Genomic DNA, 5,962 nt, shown 5'->3' on the forward strand with positions numbered 1-5,962 from the left:
ACGGCAAAGCTACGCAATGCCGCTATGGATGGAGAATTTCGCAAGGTTCGTTAAAGATAAGCTGGAATCTTTATTTCTTATGCTTCACACCGTTATCCCTGACTGATGGAAATCTCCCCACCGGTTATCTTGAGGACAGGGATATTACCGAATTTATTCCACGGGGTGGTCAGGTGTTCCGTACTCTTGCTGCATACCTGTTTCATGATATTCATGCAAGGAGCCTGCCCAAAATCACTCTTTCCGGTTTAAATGATCCGCAGGCTCTACTATTCTGATTTTTCCTGTTTCCAGGTGAGTCGAAAGGCATGTTTATGTACCCCATCGTCAAACAACTCAAAACCTGCCATGTTCATCAGGAGCCACAAAGTCGTGTTGACTTTCCGGCCAGTGACTTTGGCCGGTATATTCGTTCAATGTCGGGGGATTTACTGGCTAACCTGTTAAGTTATCTTTCGATACAGGATCTGGCTAACCTGGAGCTGGTGTCCCGCAGGGTTCGCACTGTTATCCACGATAAATGTGGGCTGTCGGTAAGCGAGCTCCACAATTACAACCGGTACTTTTTATCCCTGCCAAAGGCAGAGCAGCAATTTTACCAGGTGATGGTCAGTGCCAACCCGCAACTGTTGCACCACCTCAGGACAGTGCCTTCCGTTTTCAGCCCCTGCTACCCTGTCCAGTGCAAGCAGGAAGCGCTTTGTGCCCATTATACCAACCATTTCTGCCAGCAAATGATCAATGCGCCATCGGTCACCCTGGCTGCGTCGGGGTGCATGGAGTTTGTACCGGTGGTTTCGTCTTTTTTCCTGAATGCCAACCACAACCGCCTGATCAATGAAGACGGCCGGGCCAGAGCCATCCATATCTGGGCTCCGGACAACAGCGGCAACTGGGGCCGGGAGTTATCGATGGAGTACACCACTGAGATAAACATCCACAACCAGCATGGGGGAAATATTCTGTTTCTACCCTATGACCGGTTGTCCGGTGAACCACCGGCAGAAGGCACAGAGTTTAGCGGCCACGAACATTTGCTGTCTGTCTTCAAGCGCAGTGATTCCGGCCTCTGGTCCGAGGCGCAGCAAATGACTGCTGTCGACGTCTACCCCCACTTCGCACACCCGCGTATAAATGAAATGATCCTTTCGGACGATGGCAAGTCACTGGTATGTATTGACTATGAATCGGGAGGAGTCATCCTGTGTTGCGAAACTGATGGCAACTGGCGGCATAATAACGATTTAAGCTGGGGTGATAACCATGAAATCTGTTTCAGTCCGGATAGCCGATTTCTTGTCCTGTTCGATGGTGCTGAAGTCTTTTTCTTAGCCCGGGATGCTGATGGATTATGGTCGTGCAGCAGTTCAATGGCCTTTGGGCCGGGTAGCAATGGTGCTCTGGCCAGCCAGGCAGAGTCGGAAGAATACCGACTGTTTGGCATGGAGTTTGATATGGCATTCAGCCCCGATAGCCGCCATTTTGCCCTGTGGTCTGATGATGTCGGGATATTTGATGAGTCCATTGCGGGCACTGAAAAAGAGTTTTGTGTCAAAGTTGCCGGGCTTGGCCCGAACCGCCAGTGGTCACACAGGCTAACTATTACCAAAAAACACAATGACCCAGGCCACTGCTTTTTGCTCTGCGCCGCTTTTAGCCCTGATGGCAGGCTACTGGTTGTCACCACGATCACTGGCTTCGACATCTGGGGCCTGGGCGACGACCACCGCTGGTCGCCGGTTATGCAGGACCGGGCTTATAACGAGGAAGCCGGGCAAGTACTCCTGAAGTTGCCAGACATTCAGTTTTCCATGGATTCCCGGCGGCTGTATTTTATGATGGCTGCATCGTCGCTGGATGCAGACGACGATAAACTGAGAGCCTGTATCTGGCAACGTCGTGACTCAGGGCAGTGGGAGTGCGCACAGACACTGAGTTCCAGCTCCCTGCTGAAATGCAGCCCCCGGGGCAATACACTGATTTGCAGAGGTGAATCAGAAAGCACGGATATCTATCAGTACACGCTGACCGGGCAATGGTTGCGGCAACAAATTAACCAGCCCATAAAGGAGGTATGCTTTAACCGGCAGGGCTGCCTGCTTGCCTCGCTGGTCGCCGGAGGCTCCATGTTGCTTCTGGGGTTGGCCAGCGATGGATCCTGGCAGGAAAAAAACCGGTGGCGGCCGGATGGGCAGATCAGAGATTTTGAGTTCAGCCCCTGCAGCCGCTCTTTACAAACCAGGGTATATCGCAACGATAAAGAGGTGATGACATTCTGGCGGATTGTGCCTGATCAACCTTGAATCGTTTATGCACAGACCTGTCACTTATTTTCCTCGATTATCCTGATCTATTTGTTTATTACCGTGTACGGTGCCAGCTTATAGCCTTCATGAAACATTTCCAGCTCCCCTTGTTGTGTCAGGGCAAAGGTGAATTCAAATTTATCGCTCTCTTTTTCAGGAGAAATTGAGAAACCAATTTTACGCTCACTTAACGGATAGACTGGATAAGAAGTTCTTGAAGTCACCGGCACACCGGAGCCGAAAATGGTATGACATACACTGAACTTTTCATTAGAGCGCTCTAACATAAATGATTCTCCAGCCCAGTGGTTATCAACCATTAACTCCTTTCCTACCAATGCGTCAAAGCTCAAGAACTTCTGAGCAAAAATATTGGGACTCACTACTAGCAGAACCAATAAGATCATTCTCATTTATTACCCTCAGCATACAACGGGGAATCAGTGACAGAATAAGCATTGCTGTGCATTATACGAAAACGAATTGAGATTGTGTAAGCAAAAATGTAAGTACCGAAGCCAAATAGCCAATGACTCCCGACGAATACACGTCAGAAGGCCTAACCTGAAAACCGGTGTATTCATAATTTCAGAAAAAATAGATAGGCCGCAGCTCGTCCTGCTACGGGAAATAACTATCACTACACTGAAAAGTTCTGGCTATTTTGTAAATCATGACGTGTCAAAAGCTATCTTCTGTGCTTTTGCACCATGGGCAATCGCTTTAAACAAACTGTCCCAGCTATCAATCATCAACGTAAGAAAGAAACTGGTGATTTTCCACCATAATCACCGTTTGTTTCATTGAAAGACTTAAAGATCAGGTTCCACCATATTAAAATCAATTTTTCATTGGGTATAGTCGATTCCAAAAGATTTCCTTATTCATGGAAAACAGATTTTCTGAAAAATTAATATTATTGCCGAAAGATACCTCTTCATATTCTTGCATCAGATCCCACAAGGTCCCTTTGAATTCTTTTGAAACTTTCATAACAATACGATATTTGTCGAGGATTTTTTGCATTTCCTTCACGCCTCCTTCTTCGAGCCTCATCAAATTTTTATGGTCTGGTGTAAGTTTCAAAAAATCAGCTTTTGCTCGGGCCATTTGGCACCAGGGAAACCTATCAATATGCTGTTGTTCAATATTTATTCCCGCTTTAAAATAATTTTCCCCATCAATTGTACATACAACTACACCTTTACAGAAGGCGCATATGATTTGGTACTCCGGGGTGTTTGAAATCAATTCAATAAAAAAACCATTTTTTGCATAATCCTCTGGCTTGTGAGTAAACCAGGATTCAATATATTCGTCTGACCTGCCTTTTTCAAATGAATCGAAGGGTTTGAATGTTTCCAGACGGTTCTCTTCTATTCTCATATCAATACTTTTCATTATTCTTTTTTCCTCAACACAAACCTTAGAATATCGAGGTTCAACAACATCGGTTTTATATTCTCTTTGATCACCGCTCTCCTCTGGACACTCTTTGCCAACTGGACATCTATCCCTGGAGGAAATTGTATTTGTATATCGATCAATGACTCTACATTGCCTGGAAATTTTCAGCGGTTGCGAATAAGGCATTCCCTGGTTAGAAATTAAAAGCGTTCGTCTCCCCAATCCTCTAAATGGTGTTAGACTAATCTCCCGACTACAAAAACTACCCCTGAAGGTGAGATTAATACTTTTATCATGTATTTGGCTCTTCAATAAAGTCCGCATCAATGGCCTTGCTGCTACCTGCATATTCTGCCCCTTGCAATTCTTAAACATTCAATAATTATGATCAGTAGCAATATAGCTTACCCACTTAACTTATGATTACCAATCATGACTTTTCTGCCGACAAGTCGGTTTGATCCCTACTTGTACCAGAAAGTGCCTGGCATCCTTAACCCGATACCGTAGCGAAGCTTTATTCGTTAGGTGCGTGGTTTGACCGAATGGCATTTTGCAACCATAATGGAACCATCGCAATTTCCTGAGGATTACACAAATGCCATCACTTACCGTTAAAAATATACCTGAAACACTTTATAACAGACTTAAAGAGGCCGCGTCTGCCCACCACAGAAGTATAAATAGTGAACTCATTCATTGCCTTGAGCAAATTCTCCTGCCAAAGCGAGTATCCCCTTCTGAGCATTTGCGGCGTGCCAGAGAGTTGCGTCATGGAATTGAGGCCAATCGGGTTGATGCTGACGATATCCAAAGCGCAATTAATGAAGGCAGATCATGATTGTTGTCGATACTAACATACTTGTTTATTTATACCTGCCAACACAATATACCCCTCATGCGGAAAAACTCCTTGAGAATGACCCCATGTGGGTTGCTCCTCATCTTTGGCGAAGTGAATTCAGAAATGTTTTGGCCTTGTACCTTAGAAAAGAACTCATCACTTACGATAAGGCTCTTGAAATACAAAACGAAGCTGAAATATTAATGTCTGGCAATGAATACGACATTAAATCTCTGAGTGTTCTCTCCCTTGTAAATCAGAGTAATTGTTCAGCATACGACTGTGAATATGTTTCCCTGGCAATGAATCTTGGAATAGAGCTATTCACGATGGATAAAAAAATAATTTCTGAATTCCCTTTGATTGCAAAACCGTTGTGTGGCTGACACCAATAATCCGTGCCAGTTTGTTCTGACTTGGCCAGCACTCCTCGGTGAACCGCCGTATGCGGACCCGCATGTGCGGTGGTGTGGGGGCTGGAGGTTAGAGACCTCCCGCTACCCGATTTAGCCGTTCGTTTGGAAGTTCTCTATGATTTTTTCGTGAGTGCACGATCTCAAAAACTTATTCATCTCAGTCATTTCTGCTGTCGTATAAAAATCCAGCATCAACTGATTAAACTCTTTCTGTCGCTTTGCTGGCACATTGATGATTGGAAACCCATAAGTAAGCAGAATACCATTCATCATGAACCGCCCCATGCGCTTGTTCACATCCCAGAAAAACTGTGCTCTTGCCATTCTCAGAAAAGCAGTAATTGCCAGATCATAAACATCGTTACAAGCAACAATTTCAGACTCAATCTCTTCCCAGGCATGATCAAGGTCTTTAGGAGAAGGAGGTTCGTACTCAGATCCGCTAATCGTTACATTGCCAGTGCGAAAAGCCCCCCACTCCAGGGCTTCCTCTTTTCCTGCAATGCTATGAATAGATAACGCAACGTCCTTTGAAAAAGAGAACTTATCATCAGAGACAAGAGAAAACAGATGTTTCCATGCAGCAGCCTGGTTCAAAGCCATATTCTGATCGCTGATTTTGTGACCACCAACTGTGATTCCGTCTAATAACGTCTGAACTTCTGGTAAGGTCATTGCGACCCCTTCAAGATTTACTGCATCATAAACCAGAGAAGGAATATCCCGAACGGCAAGTTGCTTGGCCATCCCACGATTAGGACTCATTCCCCAAACTGTATCTTTTGCCGCTGTCATTTGTGTATCTCAAGGGTTGTGTTGGAATTTCTCACATTATATCTGCATGAGTTCTGATCGTCATGCCGTAGACTGTTGAGATAGAACGGCTACCGCCAAATTCAGCGGCACGAGCGGAGCGAGTGTCCGCTGGAATTTTTTGGTACGCCCGGCATGGGCATGAACTGATGGGGTGAAAGTCCCCTGTGGGAGAA

7 protein-coding genes are annotated in these 5,962 nt (G+C 45.4%); 4 read left to right on the forward strand and 3 right to left on the reverse strand.

Going from position 1 to position 5,962, the window contains the following annotated elements:
* Both KDK13_RS11955 and KDK13_RS11960 read left to right on the forward strand, forming a co-directional pair.
* Positions 1-278: hypothetical protein (locus KDK13_RS11955; protein WP_257285200.1), on the forward strand; the 278-nt coding region annotated here is incomplete at its 5' end.
* Positions 279-308: 30 nt separating this feature from the next.
* Positions 309-2,303, forward strand: coding sequence for an F-box/WD repeat-containing protein (locus KDK13_RS11960; RefSeq protein ID WP_257285201.1), 1,995 nt, complete (start codon positions 309-311; stop codon positions 2,301-2,303).
* Positions 2,304-2,350: 47 nt separating this feature from the next.
* Here KDK13_RS11960 and KDK13_RS11965 read toward each other — a convergent pair whose 3' ends face one another.
* Both KDK13_RS11965 and KDK13_RS11970 read right to left on the reverse strand, forming a co-directional pair.
* Positions 2,351-2,719: a hypothetical protein gene (locus KDK13_RS11965; protein WP_257285202.1), complete on the reverse strand. Its 369-nt coding sequence runs from the start codon at positions 2,717-2,719 to the stop codon at positions 2,351-2,353.
* 427 nt (positions 2,720-3,146) lie between these two features.
* Positions 3,147-4,061 (reverse strand): hypothetical protein, encoded by a 915-nt coding sequence (locus tag KDK13_RS11970; protein ID WP_257285203.1) that lies wholly within the window; start codon positions 4,059-4,061, stop codon positions 3,147-3,149.
* Between the two features lie 250 nt (positions 4,062-4,311).
* On the opposite strand from KDK13_RS11970, the gene KDK13_RS11975 reads away from it, so the two are divergent.
* Both KDK13_RS11975 and KDK13_RS11980 read left to right on the forward strand, forming a co-directional pair.
* Positions 4,312-4,554 (forward strand): Arc family DNA-binding protein, encoded by a 243-nt coding sequence (locus KDK13_RS11975; protein WP_257285204.1) that lies wholly within the window; start codon positions 4,312-4,314, stop codon positions 4,552-4,554.
* Positions 4,551-4,943 carry a type II toxin-antitoxin system VapC family toxin gene (locus tag KDK13_RS11980; RefSeq protein ID WP_257285205.1) on the forward strand — a complete coding sequence of 131 codons (393 nt, stop codon included), beginning with the start codon at positions 4,551-4,553 and terminating at the stop codon, positions 4,941-4,943. Before KDK13_RS11975 ends, KDK13_RS11980 begins: the two co-directional genes overlap by 4 nt.
* 120 nt (positions 4,944-5,063) lie before the next feature.
* On the opposite strand, the gene KDK13_RS11985 is transcribed toward KDK13_RS11980, so the two are convergent.
* Positions 5,064-5,768: a Fic family protein gene (locus tag KDK13_RS11985; RefSeq protein ID WP_257285206.1), complete on the reverse strand. Its 705-nt coding sequence runs from the start codon at positions 5,766-5,768 to the stop codon at positions 5,064-5,066.
* Between the last annotated feature and the right edge of the window lie 194 nt (positions 5,769-5,962).

The sequence above is a fragment of the Endozoicomonas sp. SESOKO1 genome, from assembly GCF_024606265.1.
Lineage (GTDB): Bacteria > Pseudomonadota > Gammaproteobacteria > Pseudomonadales > Endozoicomonadaceae > Endozoicomonas.

Coding starts and splice junctions, on each gene's coding strand:
- KDK13_RS11960 (WP_257285201.1), top strand. CDS start 309: ATGTTTATGTACCCCATCGTCAAACAACTCAAAACCTGCCATGTTCAT.
- KDK13_RS11965 (WP_257285202.1), bottom strand. CDS start 2,719: ATGAGAATGATCTTATTGGTTCTGCTAGTAGTGAGTCCCAATATTTTT.
- KDK13_RS11970 (WP_257285203.1), bottom strand. CDS start 4,061: ATGCAGGTAGCAGCAAGGCCATTGATGCGGACTTTATTGAAGAGCCAA.
- KDK13_RS11975 (WP_257285204.1), top strand. CDS start 4,312: ATGCCATCACTTACCGTTAAAAATATACCTGAAACACTTTATAACAGA.
- KDK13_RS11980 (WP_257285205.1), top strand. CDS start 4,551: ATGATTGTTGTCGATACTAACATACTTGTTTATTTATACCTGCCAACA.
- KDK13_RS11985 (WP_257285206.1), bottom strand. CDS start 5,768: ATGACAGCGGCAAAAGATACAGTTTGGGGAATGAGTCCTAATCGTGGG.